This is a genomic window from Parapedobacter koreensis (assembly GCF_900109365.1).
Lineage (GTDB): Bacteria > Bacteroidota > Bacteroidia > Sphingobacteriales > Sphingobacteriaceae > Parapedobacter > Parapedobacter koreensis.
In genome coordinates, this window is record NZ_FNZR01000003.1 from 529,982 (window position 1) to 548,684 (window position 18,703).

General features: G+C 51.0%; 20 protein-coding genes. 8 read left to right on the forward strand and 12 right to left on the reverse strand.

Annotation, left to right across the window (positions count from 1 at the left end; genetic code table 11):
* Positions 1-48 precede the first annotated feature (48 nt).
* The 5 genes from BMW65_RS10060 to BMW65_RS10085 form a co-directional block, all read right to left on the reverse strand.
* Entirely contained in the window at positions 49-375 is a 327-nt protein-coding gene (locus BMW65_RS10060) for a hypothetical protein (RefSeq protein WP_090605020.1), read from the reverse strand.
* A gap of 241 nt (positions 376-616) precedes the next feature.
* Positions 617-1,657 (reverse strand): helix-turn-helix transcriptional regulator, encoded by a 1,041-nt coding sequence (locus BMW65_RS10070; protein WP_177181076.1) that lies wholly within the window; start codon positions 1,655-1,657, stop codon positions 617-619.
* Positions 1,602-2,516 (reverse strand): hypothetical protein, encoded by a 915-nt coding sequence (locus tag BMW65_RS10075; protein ID WP_143053856.1) that lies wholly within the window; start codon positions 2,514-2,516, stop codon positions 1,602-1,604. Before BMW65_RS10075 ends, BMW65_RS10070 begins: the two co-directional genes overlap by 56 nt.
* The gene (locus BMW65_RS10080; protein ID WP_143053857.1) at positions 2,513-3,118 is read right to left on the reverse strand and encodes a hypothetical protein; all 606 of its coding nucleotides are present in this window, start codon (positions 3,116-3,118) and stop codon (positions 2,513-2,515) included. The genes BMW65_RS10075 and BMW65_RS10080 overlap by 4 nt, the downstream gene beginning before the upstream one ends.
* Positions 3,108-3,341, reverse strand: coding sequence for a hypothetical protein (locus BMW65_RS10085; RefSeq protein WP_090605027.1), 234 nt, complete (start codon positions 3,339-3,341; stop codon positions 3,108-3,110). Before BMW65_RS10085 ends, BMW65_RS10080 begins: the two co-directional genes overlap by 11 nt.
* A 108-nt stretch (positions 3,342-3,449) precedes the next feature.
* On the opposite strand from BMW65_RS10085, the gene BMW65_RS10090 reads away from it, so the two are divergent.
* The 7 genes from BMW65_RS10090 to BMW65_RS10120 all read left to right on the forward strand — a co-directional run bounded on the left by BMW65_RS10090 (position 3,450) and on the right by BMW65_RS10120 (position 8,389).
* Complete coding sequence (locus BMW65_RS10090) at positions 3,450-4,247, forward strand: LytR/AlgR family response regulator transcription factor (RefSeq protein WP_090605029.1); 798 nt, start codon at positions 3,450-3,452, stop codon at positions 4,245-4,247.
* A gap of 5 nt (positions 4,248-4,252) precedes the next feature.
* Positions 4,253-5,368, forward strand: coding sequence for a histidine kinase (locus BMW65_RS10095; RefSeq protein ID WP_177181077.1), 1,116 nt, complete (start codon positions 4,253-4,255; stop codon positions 5,366-5,368).
* 98 nt (positions 5,369-5,466) lie between these two features.
* Entirely contained in the window at positions 5,467-5,820 is a 354-nt protein-coding gene (locus BMW65_RS10100) for a helix-turn-helix domain-containing protein (protein WP_177181078.1), read from the forward strand.
* Positions 5,821-6,181: 361 nt separating this feature from the next.
* Positions 6,182-6,820 (forward strand): DUF6266 family protein, encoded by a 639-nt coding sequence (locus tag BMW65_RS10105; RefSeq protein ID WP_090605033.1) that lies wholly within the window; start codon positions 6,182-6,184, stop codon positions 6,818-6,820.
* 65 nt (positions 6,821-6,885) lie between these two features.
* On the forward strand, positions 6,886-7,518 hold the full coding sequence (locus tag BMW65_RS10110) for a DUF6266 family protein (RefSeq protein WP_090605035.1): 633 nt from the start codon (positions 6,886-6,888) through the stop codon (positions 7,516-7,518).
* A 31-nt stretch (positions 7,519-7,549) separates the two neighbouring features.
* Positions 7,550-8,026, forward strand: coding sequence for a DUF5675 family protein (locus BMW65_RS10115; protein WP_090605036.1), 477 nt, complete (start codon positions 7,550-7,552; stop codon positions 8,024-8,026).
* A gap of 114 nt (positions 8,027-8,140) precedes the next feature.
* Complete coding sequence (locus BMW65_RS10120; protein WP_090605038.1) at positions 8,141-8,389, forward strand: hypothetical protein; 249 nt, start codon at positions 8,141-8,143, stop codon at positions 8,387-8,389.
* 145 nt (positions 8,390-8,534) lie between these two features.
* Here the strand turns inward: BMW65_RS10120 and BMW65_RS10125 are convergent, their stop codons facing one another.
* The 7 genes from BMW65_RS10125 to BMW65_RS10155 all read right to left on the reverse strand — a co-directional run bounded on the left by BMW65_RS10125 (position 8,535) and on the right by BMW65_RS10155 (position 17,341).
* Positions 8,535-9,365, reverse strand: a complete 831-nt coding sequence (locus tag BMW65_RS10125) for a universal stress protein (RefSeq protein ID WP_090605039.1) — start codon at positions 9,363-9,365, stop codon at positions 8,535-8,537.
* Positions 9,340-10,572, reverse strand: a complete 1,233-nt coding sequence (gene nhaA, locus BMW65_RS10130; RefSeq protein WP_090605427.1) for a Na+/H+ antiporter NhaA — start codon at positions 10,570-10,572, stop codon at positions 9,340-9,342. The genes BMW65_RS10125 and nhaA (BMW65_RS10130) overlap by 26 nt, the downstream gene beginning before the upstream one ends.
* Before the next feature lie 149 nt (positions 10,573-10,721).
* On the reverse strand, positions 10,722-12,155 hold the full coding sequence (locus tag BMW65_RS10135) for an alanine/glycine:cation symporter family protein (RefSeq protein ID WP_090605041.1): 1,434 nt from the start codon (positions 12,153-12,155) through the stop codon (positions 10,722-10,724).
* Positions 12,156-12,229: 74 nt separating this feature from the next.
* Positions 12,230-13,546 carry a DUF389 domain-containing protein gene (locus tag BMW65_RS10140; RefSeq protein WP_090605042.1) on the reverse strand — a complete coding sequence of 439 codons (1,317 nt, stop codon included), beginning with the start codon at positions 13,544-13,546 and terminating at the stop codon, positions 12,230-12,232.
* Between the two features lie 85 nt (positions 13,547-13,631).
* The gene (locus tag BMW65_RS10145; protein WP_090605044.1) at positions 13,632-15,578 is read right to left on the reverse strand and encodes a KUP/HAK/KT family potassium transporter; all 1,947 of its coding nucleotides are present in this window, start codon (positions 15,576-15,578) and stop codon (positions 13,632-13,634) included.
* 27 nt (positions 15,579-15,605) lie between these two features.
* Positions 15,606-16,283 carry a response regulator gene (locus BMW65_RS10150; RefSeq protein ID WP_090605045.1) on the reverse strand — a complete coding sequence of 226 codons (678 nt, stop codon included), beginning with the start codon at positions 16,281-16,283 and terminating at the stop codon, positions 15,606-15,608.
* A 5-nt stretch (positions 16,284-16,288) separates the two neighbouring features.
* Positions 16,289-17,341, reverse strand: coding sequence for a sensor histidine kinase (locus BMW65_RS10155; protein ID WP_218145381.1), 1,053 nt, complete (start codon positions 17,339-17,341; stop codon positions 16,289-16,291).
* A 113-nt stretch (positions 17,342-17,454) separates the two neighbouring features.
* Between BMW65_RS10155 and nhaA (BMW65_RS10160) the strand changes: the two genes are divergently transcribed.
* The gene (nhaA, locus tag BMW65_RS10160) at positions 17,455-18,642 is read left to right on the forward strand and encodes a Na+/H+ antiporter NhaA (RefSeq protein WP_090605047.1); all 1,188 of its coding nucleotides are present in this window, start codon (positions 17,455-17,457) and stop codon (positions 18,640-18,642) included.
* Positions 18,643-18,703: the final 61 nt, after the last annotated feature.

Here is an 18,703-nt window from a genome sequence, read left to right on the forward strand (position 1 = left end):
GAGTCCCCATCTTTTGCAGAAGACCAAAATAAGCAACGTTTGAATAGACTACCTGGCGGGAGGCGTGTAAGGCCCGAGGCCACTCGTGGTTGCGTTTTCTTTGAGCACAAACAACTCGCCTCCTTCTTCAATGATGTCGTCTGAATCAAACGTAGCGGTGCAGGGCGGTGCGGTCGGGTTGCCGCCGCAGCTATGCCCTGTTTCTGCTTCATCATTTGACAACCGCCACCTTCCATTCGCTTGGTCATCCTGCTCAATGGGATAAGTGACCATCACCTTGCTTTTTTGCTTTGGGGTAAAGGCGTAGGTCAGGAAAGCAATCGTTAATACACCAACCAACGCAAATAGGTTCCATTTTTTTAATAACTTAACCATAATCGTGTTTGATTTCTGGAAGCAAGCGCTTCCTGGTTTTCCTCCGTTCGGACCTGGGGGTCATATCCTACTTGGAACGTTTTCTTTTTTTCTAATGGCAGGGGAGACCCTTGGCCCTGCATGATGATGGTATCCTGTTTTCTATTTACTAGTTGTGTTTTGCACAAAAATAGGCCATCATTGGGCTCGTAAATGGAGCATATCCGAACCAACGATGTAATGGAAAACCGAATAGGAGGGGTCATAAAGCCTTGGTCTCGCGCGGATAGCATTTGAAAAACTTTTTGTACTGTTTATTGAAATCGTGCAGCGCGCTGAAACCGACGGCATACGCTACTTGAGTGTACGTGTACCTGCCTGTAAGAATCAAATCCCGGGCGTGCCGCAATCGTATTGCCATGATGAATGCTTGGGGAGAGGTGCCATAATACCGACGGTGTATCCGTAGCAGGTACGACTCCGAGACGCCGCTGCGCTCTACGACTTCGTCCACCCGAGGGATGGAGCCTTTCTTGATTTCATTGATGATATATGCTCGTACGTTATGCAACAAGTTAAGCGTCTTTGTACTGCCTTGCGGCTGCTCGCGTAGCGCATCCATGCAGCAATCGATCAGCGCGGCCACCGCTTCATAAAGCCGGAGATCCATCGTGAGCGGCCGAAGGAGGGGAAGCCGAAGCAATTTTTGCCAAAGGATGCGTGGAACATGGCCAAAGGGCAGGACGCGGGTAGGATAGGGGCTTGGGCCTTGGCTTTTTAGTTGGAGAAGGAGGGGGCGGATAGGGATAAATGCCGCGTCGCTGATATAGCGCAGGAGCATCCGCTTATTGGTGGTCCAAAGGTATATGATGGTGATACCGCGGGGCACAGATACCATGTATACACCGCGGGGTGCGTATATGAGTGTGTACGTTTCGGCGTGCAGCGAAAGTGCAGTGACATCGTCGTCCTGCTCGCGGAGGGTAAATCGACCTTCGCTCACGTAGCATCCATGCAAGTCAGCATGGGTGCATGTGATGGGAAATGACAGGGGGAGATGAGCATGGATTTCATGCACGGCGATGAACATATCCTTGGCATCGTGAAAGCTATATGCAAGATCAAACGCTTCACCTGAAAGGTAATGCCGATCATGCGCACAACGCAGCGTTGCAGAAGGCACAAAAGGGGGCTCGGCAGTAGTGGCGGTGGCCGGGTATGCATGCCGGATATGGTACCTGACCGGTTCATGCATCTGCACTTTGGTTTGTATCCGCGTGATCTGCCGGGGCAGGGGTTTCACGGCCTGAGGCAGATACGCGGAGGGGTTTGACCATAGGAGATGTACTGGTTTGCTGATTGTTCACAGGAAGATAGGGGTAGTGGAAAGCCACCACGTTGAGCAGTATCATCAACGCAGAGAAGAAATGTAAGCCCATCGCCAATGCGATGCCGGTATGGAGCGCCACAGTGGCCCACAGGCACAGCCTGCGGGTACGGGGTAGCCAAATGAGTACGGGGTAGCAGAGTTCCAATAGTACCACCAGCCAACCGGCCGCCACCCACCAGGGAGTAGGAATACCTTTGGCCAGTTCGGTGGCAATGACGGGCAGATAACCCGGCTGCATGATGGCTTTCCACAACGCTTCGCCCGTCCACCAGGTAGTGCCGAAGGCCTTGTTGATGCCGGCAACGGCGTATACTACGCAGAGATGCAGTTGGATTGTCCGCAAGAGCAGGCTATGCCATGGGATTAGGGTTCTCTCCGATGGGGCAATCGCGGCATAAAACAGGGCACTGCAAGCGAGGTAGTCAAACCCGTAGCTGAATAGCGGATTGCTTAGAAATGTCAGTTGATGAAGGAGCAGGAGCAGCACCACCGCGATACGTGGGTAAAAACCGATGATAACCGCAACACAGAGCAGTATATAAGCCAGGGGTGCTACATCTTGCGATCCCGACCCGAGTGGCAATAGCGCCTTGCCTTGTTTCAACGCCAGCAACGGTGCATCCACGAAACGGTCTGCACCGTAAAGTATGGCAAAATCAGGCCATAATAATAGTTGTGCAGCAAGCAGGAGCGCACTTATTCCAATACGCAATATCGGTACCCAATGGTGCGATCCGGAAAAGCCAAATAAGAAACGATCAGGGTGCGTCATGGCAGCGGTGCTTTCCGTATGGTATCGGTGAGCAGCGTGTATAGCGAAAGGAGCGGCTCATTAGATGACGCACCCAACGACCGTATGGCATACGCGCTGACCCGTAGGGTACGCGTATGGCAACAGGTATCTGGAAGGAGTGTGGACGCCATGTTTCGAGCCACGGCCCGGGCAAAACGTTTGTCGGGGTGGTCGTCCGGTGTATTGGGGAGCAGCTCTTGGAAAAGCTCCAAGAAATTTTGGTAACGGAGGTAACCTTCCACACCGGAAATCGGTGGATGATATACCATGCTGCGTTCGCCACCGTCACTATCTGCACAGGCTACTTCATAGCGGTAAAAGCTGCCTACCTGCGGAGCGAAGAAAGTATAGCCGGTGTTCAATCCGGTGAGGCGGGCATATTTATGGATAGTTGGATAAAGGGCTACCTGCCTCGTGGCTTGCAAAAGGGGGGCAGCCCACCGGCTATCGCCATTGGTAGCTACACCCCGATACCACCCCTCAAGCGATGCCCATGCATTATACACACCCATCACGCTAAGATGAAAGGCAATACAAAGGATGTAAATCCGCTGGTACCAACCAAGATGTCTACTCACCATACCGGCTCAGGATTTGTTGGTACTCGATGAACGTCGTTTCCTCGGGCAATGGCCCCCACGCAATACGGCGATCAAAGATGCGCTTAGGTTCTTTGGGTTTGTCTTCATCGGCTACGGATGATCTGGTTGCTACGTAAGGCATTGCGGGTGCCCCGGCCATGACAGCTGCAGACACCAATAAAACAACCAGCACGATGGGCAGAAATAATGCAGTCTTTTTCATTTTACTATGTGTTGATAGTCTGCTAAAATTGGCCAATGCCATCCGGCTGGGCAACAAGCTCGTGACATAGGATATACTTCACTGGAAATTTGGCAGGATTTGCTTGACATGCATTTTACGGTATTAGGAAAATTGGTATCTTTAGCCGTCATTCAACAACCCATTCTGCCCATGATTTACCGTGCTATCGCTATCGATGACGAACGTTTTGCGCTTGACGACCTCAGGCTTGCACTCAACTATGTGCCCAATGTGACGCTCGTCGCCACATTCCTTACCTTCGAAGAAGCTCTGGCGTTTTTATGTGTTGATGGGCCAATGGATATCATTTTCTGCGATCTGGATCTGGATGGCACCGGCAATGTGGATGCCTTGCGTGGCATTGCAGTGGCCCGGGAACTCAAGGCTTGGTGTACCTTATTTTATTTCTTTACCGGCCATCCGGAATACCGCATCCCTGCTATCGATACGTCTGCGGCTGGGCATTTGCTCAAGCCGGTAGATCCGGCAAAAATCATGGATGGGGTGGCCTGGTTGGAGCGCATCCGCTTTCGGCAGCCTGCTTTGCCGAAGCAGTTGCTTGTGCGCGAAAGGGGATCCGGCGTACTGCGATTCGTCGATATGGAAGACATCTGTTGCCTATGTACGCATATCCACGAAAAAAACTACGTGGAGGTAATCTGCCATTCGGGGGCACAAATCGTCACGCTTGCCAGCTTGAAAGCTATGCATGCCCGGGTGGCACCTTCCGGCCTGTTCATCCAGCTCAACCAAGGGGCTGTAGTCGCCAAACAGGCAATCGTATCGGAGTCTGAAGGCATCGTCCTGCTGGCCTCAGGCCATCGGTTTGCTGTCGGAAAGAGTCACGCCAAAGCGTTTGCCCATTACCTCAGGCAGCTTTCATGAGCAGCATGCATAAACGTATACGCATTTGGTGCAAGCGACTCAAGCGACGGCATCCCCTGCCCTGGTGGGGGCATGTATGCTTCGTCGCAGCCTATGTGCCGGGGTACCTGTTTTTTCTTGAGCTGGATGAAATGGCAGCGCCAGACGCAACATCAAAGCTGGTCATCGCCGCGTTGCAATTGTTTTTTTTCTACACGGCTATTCTATTGCTGTTACCTCTGGCTTTCCGGTATCGTCGTGGGCCTATGGCCACGGCGGCATGGATGATGATTTACCTGGTACTGGATTTTCTGGTAGTGGCTGTTTTTCTTTTTGCAATTAGCGTGGGTTCGGGCGCCATTCAGCTTTATTGGGACGAAGGAGGTGACTGGCTGTATGACGTCATCAACTTTCCGGCAGTGGCTGTGGCCACCTGCTACCTCGCTGGACTGGCCAGCGTGATCTATCAACTGATCGCTCAGGGCCTGATCTTCTACCATCATCGGGCTAACCTGACGGTGCTTGTAGACCGCAAGCAGGCGGCCATTCGTGCGTTGGAATTGGAGTGGCGTCGTCTACAGTTGGATCCCCATCTGATGGCGGGGTTGCTGTCTCGCATCCGGCTCATGGCTCATCGAGATCCTATGTACACCTGGAAGGCGCTGAATAAGACCATCGCCATCATGCAATACTATTGTTCCATTTCGCCCGCTACGCCGGTCATCCCGCTGGCAGAGGAAGTGAAGCAAGTGAGGAATTTCCTCGCCATGGAAACGCTGGGGCATCCAGATAGTTACTTCCGGTTGCAGGTGGCCGACGAGGCATTGCCCTGCACCATCATCCCCATGCTGTTGCTTATGCTCGTAAAAAACCAGATCAAACACGGTGTATTACATGATCGCCAAACACCTGCTGTGCTGTGCGTATCCACCTGCCACGGGGGCAATTGCCTACACATCATTACACTTAACGGTATCAATCGCAGCCCACGCACGGAATTTCAAGACACCGGGATAGGACAGAAAAACATCAGATACCGATTGGCGCACTACTATCCCGGTCGCTACATTTTCCGCAGCGGCGAAGATGCTGATGGGCGCTACCGCGTGGAAATCTGCATCGGGGCTGGTGAACAAACGTAATTTTTAATTAAGTTTGAGGTAACGATTGTTTAACATTCGCCATCCACGTGGCATACGGCGGTTGGCGGGTTGCAATATACTGGTCTGATTGGCTCAATTTGGAGATAGCATCCCTCACCGCGTTGCTGGGTTTCTGTCATGCCGATGGCGCTTCAACCCAAAGTGCCATGATTCTACAATTTTTATCTCGTATTATCGAACTATTCAGCGAAGCCGTGGAGCTGCTTCGCGAGATTGCGGGCTTTCTTCGCCAAAACCACCAATCCGAACCCGTGACACCGGAGTTACTCCGTGATGCCAAGTATGCAGCTGAACGCATTGGCGTGGTGGATAGAACGTTGCGCCGCCTCACCAGAAAGGGCATGCTGCCCATACATTCCTATGTCAACCGTAGACGCCGGTTCCGTGAGAACGATATCGAGCGCTGCCGCAGGTTTTACCGTGGGGAATAGGCTCCGCATTGGCTTCGGAGCTTCCACCATCCCTGCGCATGGCTTGCGACTGGAAGCCCTGGCTCTCGTAGCCACTGAGGTGCTGCAAGGGTAGGGCGAGGGTGCAGTAAATCCCGGCGGAGCTCCGAAGCCAACCCCAAGCCGTCTCTGGGCTAACCCCGTTACATACTCTTGTCGTAGACGGACAGCAAACGGACACTTAACGGACAATTTCCGGCTTTGGGCGGACAGTTGCCGGACTATCGCATCCCCGCAGCAGTTTTTTCTTTTTCAGTGGTTTATGTTTGTCTCCGTCGTCGTTAGGCTGTCTCCGGACAGGACGGCGGCGAATGAATAATAAATCATTAAAAAAGAAAACAATATGGCAAAGTTTATAAACGGTGCGATAGGCACCTTTTCAGGAAAAGTAGGGAGTATCATCGGCAGTAGCTGGCGCAGTGTCCCTTATATGCGCGGGCTGAGCAAGAAGCGCACGAAGCCTTTTACCGAGGCGCAATTGGCCCAGCAGCAGCGGTTTGGTTTGATGGGGCAGTTCCTGCTGCCGCTGAAAGGCCTGCTGGAAATCGGACTTGCGAACCTGGACGACTCCACGGCGACGCTCTTCAACCAGGCGATGGCGCTCAATCTTCCGGCCGTCACGGGCACTTATCCCGATTTCGGTATTGACTACGCGGGGATACAGTTCAGCAAAGGCGGTCTGGAACCGCTCCGCGGTGTGACGATCACCCACGAGGGGGAAACAGCCACGGTGTCCTGGAATCCGGTGGCCAACCGCTTCAGCGGCAATGGGGATGACGAGGTATATGTGCTGTTGTATGACCGCGAGTTGAACCTGTTTTATACCTCTGATGAGATAGCCGCACGTTCTGCCGGGCAGGCAGACATTCCGCTGGATGCGGATACTGCTGGCCACATGGCCGATACCTGGCTGTTTGCTGTGGCACGTGATGGCAGTCGTGTATCCAACACCGTATACGGGGGATCGCTCATGCTTGGCTAACGGGTAATGGTTGTATAATCCGGGCCGGGGGTTCGAATCCCCCGGCCCATTTAAAACAGGCACTTATGGCAAAAATGATTGATTTATTTACGTTTTCGGGTAGGCTGGGGGATATGGTGGGCTGCATGGGTCCCTCGGGATTTTATGTGCGGAGCCGGCCACGAAAATCCACAAAACCCCCGACGATCCGCCAGTTGGAAACGCGGGCGCGGATGGCGTTGGTAGCGAAATTTCTGAATCCGATCCGTGAACTTATCTCTCTGGGCTTTGCTTCCCAGCAGGATCGCAGGTCTAAGGCGGGGGCTTTCGGAAGGGCTACGGCACATGCCCTACGGAAGGCAGTGGCGGGCACGTATCCCGACCTATCCATCGATCCGGGGGAGGTGCTGCTGAGCAGGGGCGGTTTGGCGGGATTGGGCAAACCGGCCCTTGCTGTGGCAGAGCCATCGCTGACCGTCACGTGGGTACCGTATACGGATCGGATGCGCGCTTTTGCGGACGATACGGTCTATGCTGTGGCCTACCATGCAGATGCCGGTGCACTGGCTACCGGTATAGCCACCCGCGGTAGCGGTACAGTGAACATCGACATTTCAGGCGAGCGAGCGGGAAGTGAATTGCTGGTGTATGTCTGTGTGGCCGAACGTGACCATCGGGAGTTTTCCAACAGTCAGTTCCTGGGTATAGCCTACACTTGAAACAAAAATTAAAAAGAATAAAAAAACAATAATGAACGAGATAAAGATTATCCGCGTGGCGCAGGGAAAAAACAGTACCCTCAGCCACCTCTATATCGGAGGCCTCTTCGCCTGCTACTTGCTGGAAGACAGCGTACGTAAGGAGAAGATACAGGGACTTACTTGCATCCCTGAGGGGGAATACCTTCTGTCGCTCAATTCCTGGGCGGGGATGAATGCCAAGTACGCTCCGAAGTACCCGAAGCTTCATCAGGGCATGATAGAAATCACTGAAATACCCAATTACCAGTTGGTCTTCATCCACATTGGCAACTACCATACGCAGACAGCGGGTTGTCCGCTCACCGGGTCGTACTGGCAGTTGCTGGATGGCGATTATCAGGTGATGCACTCTACGGCTGCTTATAAGTATGTGTACCCGCTATTAGTGGGGGAGATCGGGAAGGGGAATAATAGGATTGAGGTTTTAAACCAGTGCTCCACGTCTGGATCTCCGTCGCTTCGCTAGGATCTCCTAGGTCGTGGATCGCTGGTTTAAAACCGGAATGGGGAGGGCAGGGGTTTTTAATTCCCACTCAAGCAGGCGTAAAACTAAAGATGAATTTTTAATAAAACAAAAATCATGAAAACAGAAGTAGATAAAATAAATGACAAAGTCATTGGACAGGCCGAAGCGGGCAAGCCGACGGTATATAACCGGATAAGGGAGGGCTTGGCGCTGGCCAGCCAGTTGATCATCGCTTCGCCGCTGGGGCTCCCCGCCAAGGTAGTGGCCGTGGCCAAGTATGTGGCTCTGGCAATGGGCATACTGGACGCCGTGGAAAGCGCAGGCCGGAAAGGAGCGGATACCGATGAGAAACAATCTGAATAAAAGGCGTAAGCGATAGTGTCAGTTAGCCACCGCTGCGGTTATATCTCCGAGCGGTGGTTGGTTTTTTCTGTGGTTATTATCAGTGTTTTAAGCTTCTATTTCTTAGCTGTAAGTTGCTAATTAATCGGATCGCAGAGACGAGAATTTACCGTCCAATAAACACCGGTATTTTGGCCTGCATGACTATTTCTTTGGATAAACTCTTGTCAAGCAATCGATCGAATAGGTTGCGTTCAGCCATGGTAATTGCAAGGATATCACCGCTTAATGTGTCTATGACTTTTTGAACAATGGTGATGTTTTCTTTGCCATGCACTAATTTCCAGTCGATATTTACGATAGGGGTGTTGGCCTGCAATTCCATGGTATACGCGGCCAACTTTTTAAAATCTTCATCCTTTGGTTGCTGCTCTTTTTCATGGATATGCACTACCCAATAATTGATTTGTTCGCTACCAAATAGTGAATACAAGGAGGTGATAGTTTGGTGGTCTTCTGGACGATAGTCTGTAAAGAACGCGATATTAGCGAGATCAATGTGCTCTGCACCGATAGGTACCGCCAGCAGGGGAATAGACAGCGATTCGGCTACATCATACGTATTGGTGCCGATAAACTGGTATTTTAAGCCTGTAGCTCCTCCGGTGCTCATTACGATCAAGTCTACAGAAATTTCCTTGGTCAGTTCGCGTATCAGGCCAACAATGTTTCCTCTTTGGCAAATGGTTTTTATCGTTACATCGAAGAAAAAGCCCGAAACATCTTTCAGGAAAGAAGCCATGCCGTGTTCGGCCTCTTCCAAAGCACGTTGCTCGTCCCGCTCATTGTCATTTTCACTTTGGAAGCCTGACTGAAATGCCGTATAGGCATGAAATAAATAAACAGTAGCGTTTGATTGCTGAGCCAAACGCAGCGCGCTTTCGGCAGATTTTAGCGCATATTCAGAAAAATCAGTGGGTACTAATATGTTGTTCATCCGCTTTTAGGCTCGTGGATTCTTGGTGGACGTTGTTTTTTTGACGCTTGGCAATTACGGTAAGGACTAAAGCGCCGGATATTCCAGACAATAGGGAAGCCGATAGAATAGCAAATTTGGCTTGGGCCAGCAAAGTCTGGTTGCCGAAAAATGACAGTACAGCAATGAAAATGGACATGGTAAATCCGATGCCTGCCAACATTCCCACACCCCATAAGTGCTTCCATTGCGCTTTATGCGGTTTGGAGCATATCCCCAGCTTTACCGATAACCAGGATACAGAAAAGATTCCCAAAGGCTTGCCGAGAAACAATCCCAATACGATCCCCAAGCCTAAGGGTGTGACCAGCCCGCTTACCATGCCTTCTTCGAAAGTAATGTTCGTATTTGCCAATGCGAAAATAGGCATAATGATCAAGTTTACAGGTTTGGAAAGCGCATGGGCCAAGGTTTCCAGTGGAGGATGCTTTGCTTTTCCCGGTTTTGCAGGTATGGCAAAGGCTGTGAGCACACCAGCGATAGTCGCATGTATCCCCGAATGATGGATAAAATACCATATGACCAAACCGGGGATTAGATAAAAAGCCAAGTGCTTGATGCCGATTTTATTGAATACCAGCAACAGCGAGAATACCAATCCGGCATATAACAAGTAATTATAGTGCAACTCGGTAGCATAAAAAAGGGCAATTACCACGATGGCCATTAAATCATCCACAATGGCCAATGCCGCCAAAAATACTTTAAGCGATAAGGGTACACGGTCGCCCAGCAATGTCACGATGGCCAATGCGAATGCGATATCCGTTGCCATGGGAGTGGCCCAGCCCGCTGCGGTTTCCCGGTTGAAATTGAAGATCGTAAAAATGAGGGCAGGAGCAAGAACACCACCTAATGCGCCGATAATCGGGAGTGCGGCTTGTTTTGGAGACGCCAGTTCCCCATCGATCAGTTCTCGCTTGATTTCCAAGCCAACCAACAAAAAGAAAATGGCCATGAGCCCATCGTTTATCCACAGCAACAACGGGTACTTGAGCTGTATCCCAAGGATTTGATAGCCCATTTCGTGATTTAACAACGTCTCAAAGTTGCCGCTCAACGATGAGTTTGCGATGATGAGCGAAAAAACCACACATCCAATTAAGATGATTCCGGGTCCGGTGCTGGAATGAATAAAATTCTTAATCTTGCTTAATACCATATCCATCGACATAACACAAATGTAGTGTTTGTCTGGTTACATAAGTAATGATTTTTTATATTATTTCGTGTTTTGTTGATAAATTGTTGGCGATTTACACGATTTGTTTGTTGAAATGTAATAATTGTGATGCACCTGAACTTCATGTCATCAACTTACTCTTCTTGTTTATGCCAGTGTTCCGTTCCCGTGATGCCCAGATCTTCCGCACGAAACACCGGATCAATCCCCGCTTTCTTTTGCCGCCGATAGTCTTTCAATGCCTTCAATGCCGGTTTGCGCAACAACAGGATTGCGATGAGATTGAGCCAAGCCATCAGACCTACGCCGATGTCTCCCAATGTCCACGCTGTCTCGGCCGTTTTAATCGTGCCATAATAGGTGGCGGCCAAAATAAGTATGCGCAATACCCATACTGCCCATTTATGCCTCCCTTTGTTGTCCAGGTAGCTTAAGTTGGTTTCGGCCATGTAATAATAAGCCATGATGGTGGTGAAGGCAAAAAACAATAGGGCGATGGCAACAGCTGGACCCCCTATCGTGGGGAAATGCTGGGCTATGGCATGTTGCGTATATTCCGGGCCGATTGCCGCTCCGGGAATGTTTTCCACGAGGTACCCTCCATCGGGATTTTGCACGTTATATTTTCCCGTAAACAAGATCATGAATGCCGTGGCGGTGCAGACAAATAATGTATCGACATATACGGAAAAAGCCTGCACTAATCCCTGCTTAGCCGGATGGCTCACCTCGGCGGCCGCTGCTGCATGAGGGGCTGTGCCTTGGCCAGCTTCATTGGAATAGATGCCGCGTTTGACACCCCATGCCACTGCCATGCCAATAACGCCAGCGAAAGCAGGCTCAAAATTGAAGGCAGAACGGAAGATTAGCATAAATACGTCAGGTATCTCGCTGAAATGGAATGCGATAATCACAATAGCCAATAAAATATAACCACCGGCCATGAAGGGTACCACCACCTCGGCTACCTTTGCAATCCGTTTCACGCCGCCGATGATGATCAGACCCAATAATACCACTAATCCAATACCGGTATATTCCACAGGGATGGAAAATGCGCTTTGGCTGCTTAAAGCGATACTGTTGCTCTGTACGCCGGGCAGGAACAATGCCGTGCTTAATATGGTGGCTACAGCAAACACTATCGCATACCATTTGATACCTAATCCCTTTTCGATATAAAAGGCAGGGCCGCCACGGTACTGGCCATCCTTTACCTCCTTATAGATCTGTCCTAATGTGGCTTCGATATAGGCAGATGCGCTGCCGAGAAATGCGATCAGCCACATCCAGAACACGGCACCGGGACCACCCATGGCAATGGCCGTAGCTACCCCGGCAATATTGCCGGTACCTATCCGTCCGGATAGCGCAATGGCAAAAGCCTGGAAGGAAGACACGCCTTTCGCCGACGAAGTGCCACCAAATAACAACCTGACCATATCTTTTAAATACCTTACTTGCAAGAATCCGGTAGCAAAAGAAAAGTAAACGCCGGTTGCGAGGCATAAAATGATTAACGCATTACTCCAAATAATGTTGTCGATGGTATTGATTGCTTGCTCCATGTTGCTAAGATAAAAATTCTCCGTTGCGCACAAAAGATTTTCTCTTTAACACGGGCGTGGCCACAAACAGTTCGCTACAATACCGGTTCGATATATACTTTTACAGAATCTTTGGTCAACCGGGACTTGAACCAATCTTCAATCCGCCTGCGTTGCTCGCTGGTCTTCCCAAGATCGCTGGTACCCACGAAAAGGCTGGGATAACTTGTCATACGTAATGAATCATCAAAGACGACCTGTTCGGCCGTTCCGCAACTCACTACCTCCGGGAATAAGGGTTTGAGTTCATTGAGCAACTGCCGTCCGAGTTCCTGTTGTGTCCGTAGGCTATCCTGCATGCGCAGGCTTTTTTCCAAATCCTGCCGGAGCCGACTGATTTCCGTCTGCTGGCGATCCATCACCAGTACCTGATCGTCTGAATCATCCACGGAAAATCCCTGCTGAATGGTCACGCTAGCACCCGTCAACCTGTAGTAGCGTATTTTGGCGGCTACATCTTCTTTTAGCGATTCGGGAATGAGCCGTCCGCCATAAATCAGCCGGATCGTTTTTTTAGCCGGGTCGACTTCGGATTTCAGCAAGTAATCCCCTTCGATATAGGTGTCGTTCCTGATGTAAGCGTTGGCTTCCTGCGTGAACCGCTCCTGCCGAACCAGCATGTAGCCAAAGTAGATGCTGGGTACCATGGTTACCGTAACGATGACGCTTACCCAACGGTTTGCCACTTTCCGGGTGCCTTCTTCAGCATAATGCCATACCGGATACTTCAGGAAACGGGCCGCGATAAGCGTGGCCACGCCAATGAATACCGTATTGATTGTGAACAGGTAAAACGCACCGAAGAAGTATGTCCATGCGCCGTTTGCCAATCCGTAACCGGCGGTGCACAGCGGCGGCATCAATGCCGTTGCGATGGCCACACCGGGAATCACGTTCCCTTTCTGTTTGCTGGACAGCGCTACGATGCCGGCAAGCCCGCCCACCAAAGCGATGATGACGTCGTATATATTGGGGCTGGTACGTGCCAGCAATTCGGAATGGGCTTCGGATATGGGAGTTACGAGGAAGTATAACGTGGAAGCGGAAAGCCCGGCAAATACGGCAAACCCAAAATTGGTCAATGCCTTACGGAACAACCCGAAATCGTAGGTTGCCAGGCTATATCCCATGCCCAGAATGGGCCCCATCAAAGGTGAAATCAACATAGCCCCGATAATTACGGCGGTGGAATTAACGTTGAGACCGACACACGCGATAAGGATGGCAAAAATCAATATCCACAGATTCGTGCCCTTGAAATAAATCCCTTTTTCTACGGTATCATGGATGACATCGTGCGGCTCCTGTTCGGATTTAATGTTAAATTTTTTGGCAATATCACGGAATTTCATGGGCCATTTATGTGTTTCAACGTAACAAACATCGTGAAACACTTTTGGTTTTGCAACCCGCACGGCACGCCAATAACACTAATTTTCACTTCACCCGTTTCAGTCTTTCTTTTTTTGGTTGCGCGGGAACCATCAATGGAACCCTTTCCACCGTTACGAAGCTGGAATCCAAACCGAATCCTTTTTCTTCCGATAAGCTGAATGTCCGTAACATACCATACACATCCAGTACAATCCGTTCGGGAAAGCTGAACTCCCGAGAGCCGGAGAGCACCCGTTCGAGTACCACGAACCGGAAATCCCCGTCCAGATTGTGGCGCCGCAGCGTCTCAAAATTGCTCTTGATATCCACTTCGCCGTTTGCAACAAGATTCCCCACGACTTCACGGAATAGTATGCTGATGCGCTGTTCGTCGCGGAAACCCAGCCGGAAATCGATCCGAATTACCTTACCCGGAACCAAGTGGGTCACTTCATATTCACCCGTGTAGGGCGAATCCGTCACATCGACATGCACCAGCCAGTACACATCCGCCCGTTTGGGCTTTTTCCTGATGATGGAATAGATGATGCTTTCCTCGATCTCCGACTCGAAATTTGCGCTGGTGAGGTAGACCAGTTGCGAGGCGTACAGCGGGATGGACTTATCCCCGCCGATTTCGGAGATGATTGGGAGGTATTTCCCGATATCCACGAACCGGGTATGCCGGTTCTTGATCCTGCGGGCCCACCACCAGCACAGCATCACGGAGAATACAATGACCGTGATCAACAGCGTAAGCCATCCGCCGTGCGAGAATTTGGAGACATTGCCGACGAAAAACGTAATTTCGATGATCAGGTATATGACGAAAAACGACAGTGCAAGCGCTTTCGGAATACGTTTCTGCAACAGGAATACAGTCATCAACGTCGTGGTGACGATGAAACTGATGTTGATGGCCAATCCGTACGCAGCCTCCATCCGGGCGGATTCGCGGAATACCAGGATGACCAGCACGCAGCCAATCAGCAGAATCCAATTTGCAGACGGTACATAAAGCTGACCCTTCAGCATATTGGGATGTACGATGCGGACCTTTGGCCATAGATTCAGCCGTACGGCTTCGGAAACCAGCGTGAATGCGCCGGAAACCATGGCCTGGCTGGCGATGATGGCGGCAATCGTTGCAACTGAAATTCCGTAGGGCAGGAACCATCCGGGCATCACCGCATAGAACGGATTGCCGCCGTCAAGCGTAGCACCTTCGTGGCCGAGCAACCAGGCACCCTGCCCAAAATAGTTCAATAGCAGGCAGGCTTTCACGAATATCCACGAAATCCGGATGTTTTTTAGGCCGCAATGCCCGAGGTCGGAATACAGCGCCTCCGCGCCGGTGGTGCAAAGGAAAACCGCGCCGATAATCAAAAGCGCGTTGGGATGCGAAACGATGGTCTGGATGGCGTAATGCGGGCTTACGGCTTTTAAGACCGCCGCTTCATCAAAGAGGTGGACGAACCCAAGCACCGCCAGCATCGAGAACCAAAGAAACATAACAGGGCCGAATAGCCTGCCGACAATGGCAGTGCCAAACCGTTGCACGGAAAAAAGGACGACGACGATCACCAATACGATGGGAACGGTCTGTAGACCTGGATAAAAGATGTCCAACCCCTCAATGGCCGAGGAGATGGTGATGGCCGGCGTGATCATCCCATCGGCCAGCAGGGCAGCACCTCCAAGCATGGCAGGAAACACGACCCATAAGCCCCGTTTCCGCACCAGTGAAAACAGCGACAGAATGCCGCCTTCACCCTTGTTATCCGCGCGGAGGGTAATGATGACGTATTTGATAGTGGTCTGCAACGTTAATGTCCAGAAAATACAGGACAAACCTCCATATATCAGATCCGCGCTGATGGCATCCTGCCCGACGATTGCCTTAAAAACGTAAAGCGGGGAGGTGCCGATATCGCCGTAGATGATGCCGAGAGCAATGAGTAGGCCTGCTGCCGTGAGTGGATGGCTGTTTGTGTGAGAATGTTGTTTCATTATTCCTTATAACAATCCTTACATAGTTTATTGAAACCGATAGCCAACACCGCTTTCGGTAATGATGTGGACTGGACGGTTCGGGTCGTCTTCGATCTTTTTCCGGATCTGAGCGATGAATACCCGTAGGTATTGCGTTTCCGACTGGAAACTGATGCCCCATACCTCTTTCAGCAGGAACTGGTGCGTAAGCACCCGTCCCTCGTTGCGGGCAAGCAGCGCCAGCAGGTTGTATTCCGTTGAAGTAAGTTTCTGGATTTCACCCGCCCGCCTGACCACCCTTGCCATGAGGTCGATTTCCAGCTGTCCCGTCTCGACGGTCTGGACAACGGTACTTGCGTCGCTGTGGCGGATGGCGGAACGCAGCCTGGCCAGCAGTTCCCCCACACGGAATGGCTTGGTCAGGTAGTCGTTGGCACCGTTTTCCAGCGCGTTGACAATATCGGCCTCCCCGTTTTGTACCGACAGGATCACAATGGCCCTGCTGTACCATTCGCGGAGCTGCCGGAGCACCTCATGGCCGCTCATGTCCGGCAACCCCAGATCCAACAGGATCGCATCCGGAAAGTGGCTGGAAGCCAGCAGTAACCCTTCTTTCCCGGATTCGGCGTGCCTGACGGCATACCCCTTGCTGGAAAGATTAATCTCCAGCAACTTCCGTATCTGGGGTTCATCATCGATAATCAATACCGTCGGTTTGTTCATTTTTCTTATACGTGCAACCTGGAGATTTCGACCGGAAGGACAATACGGAACAATGCACCGCCTTGGGCCTGATTGGCCACACAAACCGTGCCGCCGTGGGCTTCCACGAAACCTTTGGCGATGGATAGCCCCAATCCGGAGCCACCGGTTCCGGAGTTGGGAAGTCGGTAAAACTTCTCGAATACGTGGCTTATTTCCGTTTCGGGGATGCCCAGCCCGCTATCCAGCACATCGATCAACAGGTTATTTTCCTTATTATAAGTGGTCACTATTTCAATTGGCGTCTGTTTCGGGGTGTATCGGGTAGCATTGTGCACCAATGCATACACGGCCGTTTCGATCAGGCCCCCGTCCAGCTTGACCAACGGCAGGGATTCGTCCGGTTCAAAACGGATACGGATGGTATCTGTGGCCGGGAGCTTCTGGATGACCAAAAAAATCAGCTCGTTGACATCGCACCAGTCTCGCTTCAGTTTCAGCGTGCCCGTCTCCAGCCTGCTCATGTTCATCAGGTTTTCCACCTGTTTATTGAGGCGGTTACCCGCTATTTCCATTTCCGCTAAGAGTTCCATCCGCTGCTGGGAACCGATTTCTGGATCGATTTCCTTCAGGGTATCGATGCTACCGATGATCGTTGCGATCGGAGTTTTCAGTTCATGGGACAGTGAGTTGAGCAGCGTATTGTAGAGTTTGATGGTCTTTTCCTTTTCTTCCCGGTCACGTATCTTTTTTTCCTGTTTCCGCAGACGGTTCGTGAGTACGGCATTGACCAGCGCGATAAACAGGTAGATGAAAAACAACAGCGCGCTTTCTGTATCACGGATTTTATAATCCGGGATCGGATCGATGAAAAAGATGTTGAGCAACAGGGCACTAAGCAACGCGGCTGCCAGTACAGGTATGATATCGAACAATACGGCCAGCACGGATACGGCAGCCAGCAGAATCAGCGCCACCGCCCACTGATCCATGGAGTCACCAAGCGCGTAGCACACCATTGCCAGCAGGGCGATCGATGCTGTTCCGATCAGGAACTGCCAAAAGGGATGAAGTTTCACTGCGGCCAAATCAGGGGTTATTTTTCCGCAAAGTTAGAAACTGAGGTATAAAGATTTTATAAAGAAATTAGTGCGATGCCGCTTTTGCCTATGCGATTTGGTAATTTAGCCCCATGAACCACATCATCAATTTACGGCCGTTCCGTGAATTCCTCAGATCCGGATCTGCCGGTGGGATAATCTTGCTATTTTGTGTCATTATTTCGCTCTTGGTAGCCAATTCCCCATTGGGTGCCCACTTCGAACGTTTTCTGGCGAGTGAATGGGGCGTACATACCGAACAACTCCACCTACGGTATTCTGTGCTGCTATGGATCAACGACGGGCTGATGGCCATCTTTTTCCTGATGGTGGGCCTGGAAATCAAGCGGGAATTGGTAGAGGGCGAACTGTCTTCGCCCAAAAAGGCGGCACTGCCCATCCTGGCGGCAATAGGTGGCGTATTAGTTCCCGCTACGATTTACACGCTGTTCAATTCCGGCATGCCGACAGCGGCCGGTTGGGGCATACCCATGGCGACCGATATCGCCTTTGCCCTGGCAATCATCACCATGCTCGGAAAGAACGTGCCGGCTTCCTTAAAGGTTTTTCTGGCGGCCCTGGCCATCGTGGATGATCTGGTGGCGATACTGGTCATTGCGATTTTCTATACCTCCGAATTACATTTTACCTACCTGATGTATGCCCTGGGCTTATTCGCTTTATTGCTGCTGTTCAATCGGTTCGGTGTGAAACGTATCTATCTATACCTGATACCGGGTCTTTTCATTTGGTATTTCGTCCACCAGTCCGGCATACATGCCACGATAGCGGGCGTACTGGTCGCGATGACGCTCCCTACAACGCCCGATGCAAAAGAATCACCCCTTGAAAAACTCGAACACCTACTGGTTAAGCCCGTGAATTTCATTATCATGCCCATTTTCGCCCTTGCAAACACGAATATCAGGTTTCAGGAAGAAATGTTTTATGGATTGTTTACACCCCTTGGATTGGGCATCATACTGGGACTTGTTATTGGTAAGCCCGTTGGCATAACGGTTATTTCCTGGCTGGCGGTCAAACTGCGGCTGTGCACCATGCCCGACGACGCAACGTGGTTCCATATCATCGGCGTCGGGTTTCTGGCAGGTATCGGCTTTACGATGTCCATCTTCATCGCGCTCCTTTCCTTCACCGGACAGGAATTGTTGATGGCCGAGGCGAAATTTTCGGTGCTGGTTGCCTCGGTGCTGTCCGGGACATTGGGCGCATTGCTGCTGTCACGGATAGCACGAAAAGCGAACGGTAAAAGCAGATGAAAAACTTCGGTAAGCAATACCTCGAAACGGATAAAGGGAGCGTGGAATAAACGCGTTATGG